We start from the raw sequence: 3,411 nt of genomic DNA, 5'->3' as shown, positions 1-3,411 counted from the left end.
TCACATAAAGCATTGTGTTACAACAATACGATAGCGTTCTACTTTACATTATTTTTTCACTTTCACTAGAAATTCTTCAGCCACTCTAAAAGATTATCATTGTTTGTCCATAAAGGTTTTTCCTTTTTAATAACATCTGCATACGCTTTTTCAATTGCTTCACGCTTTTGTTTAGAGTCCACCCTTGCATAGACTTCAGTTGTTTGTACCGACTCGTGACCAAGTATGTCACGAATGTAAACAAGGTTTACACCGGCCTGTAGAAGATGCATGGCCTTTGAGTGTCTGAGCGAGTGTGGGCTGATTTTTTCTGGCACCAACTTCTGATCTTTCATTCTTGCTGCTCTTACATAATTCTGAAGAATGTAATGAACTCCTGCACGGGTAAGCTTTTCTCTTCGGCTGTTATAAAATAATGGATGCATATTTACATGAGGTTCAAGCAAGTGATTCATTTCCATGTAATTTTTCAAGTGCACCACTTGTTGATCCATTAGAGGAACGATTCTGGCTTTGTTTCCTTTACCAACCAATTTAATCGTATATGGCTTTGTCAGACGCACGCTTGATGCCGTAAGATCAATAACCTCCTGCACTCTTGCAGCAGAGTCATACATCAATGCAAGCATGGTAAGATCACGCATTCCCTTTTTTGTAGAAAGATCGGGTTGAGCAAAAAGCAATTTAACACCCTCTATTGTTAAATAATTCATCGTCCTTTTCTTAACCTTCTTGACCTTAATAGAGAGTATTTTCTGCCATTCATTTATACTCTCAGGAACTTCGTACTGCAAAAAATTAAAAAATGAGTGTATCGCTGCAAGACGTACATTGCGGGTAGAATCACTACATTTTCTTTCTCGCTGAAGCCACTCTAGAAATTCAACAATACATTCCTTTGTAATATCCTTAAGAGACAGCTTGTTTATTCTTATTTTTTTTTGCGATTCAAAAAAGCCAATAAACAAGATGAAAGAAGTCTTGTAGGAGTTTATGGTATTGGCACTCATACCTCTTTCTCCCGGCAGATATTTTGATAAAAAATCAGTAAGGCTTTTAGAAAAATCAGTCGGCTTCATAACATTGAGTTTTATTTAGGTCTGGAAAAATATGAGGACAGATTTTATTTACACTTTTGATAAGTGAAGGGTACATTTCTGCGGTCAGCCTTACATATTTATCAGTAGCCGCAAGTGATTGATGTCCCAGATAGGTAGAGAGTATAGGAAGTGAATAGTAAAGATCAAGTTCCTGTTCGCACATTGATACCAACGAGTGAACTGCAAATGTATGTCTGAAGTCATGCAATCTGGGACCAGCACCCTTGCCTTGGTGCGATATGCCTGAGCTAAAAAGAATTTTCCTGAACCACCTATAAGCTATGCTAGATCCATTTACACCTCCAGCAGGATGGACAAAGAGATGGTTTACACCCTTTATAGCTGGTCTTTGATTCCTGTATTTTAGATAATCTTGCAAAGCTTCTGAGAGTGATTTTGAAAATGGAATGAGACGCTCTTTCCCATTTTTGCTGTCTCGGATCTTTAAAACATTATGCGTAACATCAATATCATTTATAGAAAGGCTCATGGCTTCACCTGTTCTGATTCCTGTGGAATAAAGCAGCCTAAAAAGGACAGGTATAAAAAACATCCCCGTCCTTAAATTACAGTTGTTTGCTTTGCTTTGGTCGGCAATACTAAAGATTTTCAGAACCTCCTCCTTCGTAAAAACATAAGGAGTGTAAGAACTCTTAAATAGTGGAAGTTTTGGGATATAGGAAGCATGTCCAGTATCATTCAGATAAAATGCAAGCTGTCTTACTACCTGTATCCTGTTGTATCTGCTTTTCTCTGATTCATGGGGATGTCTGGCACAGACCTCACTTGCAAGTTCCTTGGTTATGCCAATGGACGACTCCTCTCTTTTATATGCAATTTTATCAAAATTGCCCAATTCATATTCTGCTGCCTGGTATTTAAAGCCAAGACTTCTTTTTACAGTCAGGAACTCTTTTATTGAGCGACCATAGACACTATAGAATGGCTTACTCATGGCAACCTCCTTTTTGCATGTAAAAAGAAAATGGAATAGAGGGAACTTCGAGTGCACACTGCTTAAGTGATAAAGTGTCGATGCGCAGATAGAACATGGTGGACATAGTGCTCGAATGACCCAGTGCTTCTGAAATAACAGGCAGTGGAGTTTTCTGATCTAAAAGACTGGAAGCAAAACAATGTCTCAATGCATGTGGCCCATGCTTTCTATTTCTTAAATCAATATTCGCCCGCTTAAAATAAAACTGAGCAGAGTTTGCTATATCGTGCGTTGCGATTTTATCATGCGGGGATAGGATTTGCAGAAAGCAATAATTTTCATTAGACTGAGGCCTTCCGTATTTTAGATAATCAATAATTGCATTCCCCACTTCCGGTAGTATTGGAAGTGTTACACTCTTACCGGTTTTCTTTTGCTCAAAATTAAACTCATTTGTTTGCCAGGAAATATTCTCGAACTTAAGATTTGCAATGTCAGACGATCTAAATCCTAATTTTAGTGCAAGCAAAAACATGGCATAGTCTCTCTTTCCTTTAGGGTTGCCTCTGTCAATGGAACTGATAAATTGCTCAATCTCTTCTTTTGTAAAAGTGGAAGGCAATTTTGGCTGTCGTTTATAATTATCAGATGGTATTTTCCTTGAGTAGTCGGTGCTGACAAGTTCCCTTTCAAACAAATAACGCATATAACCCCTGAAAATGGATAGAGCTACATATCTTGCTGCTGGCTTATGAGGATTAAGCCCAGCAGCAAATTGCAAAATCTCTGAAGACGTGATTCTACGAACCGATCTGATTCTTTTTTCACGTAAGAAGCTATTGAGCGCATGCAGGTATATCTTATGATAGGTTATTGTCGCATTTGCCAGACTATAAATTGTTGTTTTATAATCAATGAAGTCCATCATAGATTTTCCTATTACTCCATGCAGCTCTCTCGGGGGTTTTCTTCTTATTCCAAGCAGGACTCTGCCTGTGTTTTGATAATCATCAAGAGCTTCGATTTTACTTACAAAGTTCTTTTTGGTCACTGATAGGTTCTCGAACTTATATTTCCCAAGCTCCGACAAAAGAAAGGCTTCGCCAATTTTAGCGGTATAAATTTTCTTCCGATGAACCGCCATGTAAGTCTTTAATTTTTCCCATGCTAACAGGTACTTTCTTACAGTAGACTCTGACCTGCGGATGCTTCTTAAATAACGGAGGAAGTCTTCCGTTAACTCATCAATGGTTTGCTTTTTTTGTTCCATCACATCATATTTTAAAGTTTGATAGACACTATTGTCTATTTTGATTTAAAATATAATGTAAAGTGAATGAATAGATCAATGCTGATAAACAGTAATTTGGTTGA

At 37.8% G+C, this 3,411-nt stretch carries 3 protein-coding genes; all 3 read right to left on the bottom strand.

Annotated features, from left to right (window positions below; all coding sequences use genetic code 11):
- Positions 1–65: 65 nt before the first annotated feature.
- Genes JCM15548_RS20165 through JCM15548_RS20155 form a run of 3 tightly spaced genes read right to left on the bottom strand, consistent with a single transcriptional unit; the run spans position 66 to position 3,307 of the window.
- A complete protein-coding gene (locus tag JCM15548_RS20165; RefSeq protein ID WP_062128990.1) occupies positions 66–1,079 on the bottom strand; it encodes a site-specific integrase in 1,014 nt (337 codons plus the stop codon).
- The gene (locus tag JCM15548_RS20160; RefSeq protein ID WP_062128988.1) at positions 1,066–2,055 is read right to left on the bottom strand and encodes a tyrosine-type recombinase/integrase; all 990 of its coding nucleotides are present in this window, start codon (positions 2,053–2,055) and stop codon (positions 1,066–1,068) included. Before JCM15548_RS20160 ends, JCM15548_RS20165 begins: the two co-directional genes overlap by 14 nt.
- Entirely contained in the window at positions 2,048–3,307 is a 1,260-nt protein-coding gene (locus JCM15548_RS20155) for a site-specific integrase (protein WP_062128986.1), read from the bottom strand. The genes JCM15548_RS20160 and JCM15548_RS20155 overlap by 8 nt, the downstream gene beginning before the upstream one ends.
- Between the last annotated feature and the right edge of the window lie 104 nt (positions 3,308–3,411).

Source organism: Geofilum rubicundum JCM 15548 (genome assembly GCF_000974365.1).
Lineage (GTDB): Bacteria > Bacteroidota > Bacteroidia > Bacteroidales > Marinilabiliaceae > Geofilum > Geofilum rubicundum.
Note: the sequence above shows the minus strand (reverse complement) of the source record. Positions and strands in the feature narration are given on the sequence as shown.

What these genes read in the sequence shown, in the direction of transcription:
- JCM15548_RS20165 (WP_062128990.1), bottom strand. Translation starts at nt 1,079, where the DNA reads ATGAAGCCGACTGATTTTTCTAAAAGCCTTACTGATTTTTTATCAAAA.
- JCM15548_RS20160 (WP_062128988.1), bottom strand. Translation starts at nt 2,055, where the DNA reads ATGAGTAAGCCATTCTATAGTGTCTATGGTCGCTCAATAAAAGAGTTC.
- JCM15548_RS20155 (WP_062128986.1), bottom strand. Translation starts at nt 3,307, where the DNA reads ATGGAACAAAAAAAGCAAACCATTGATGAGTTAACGGAAGACTTCCTC.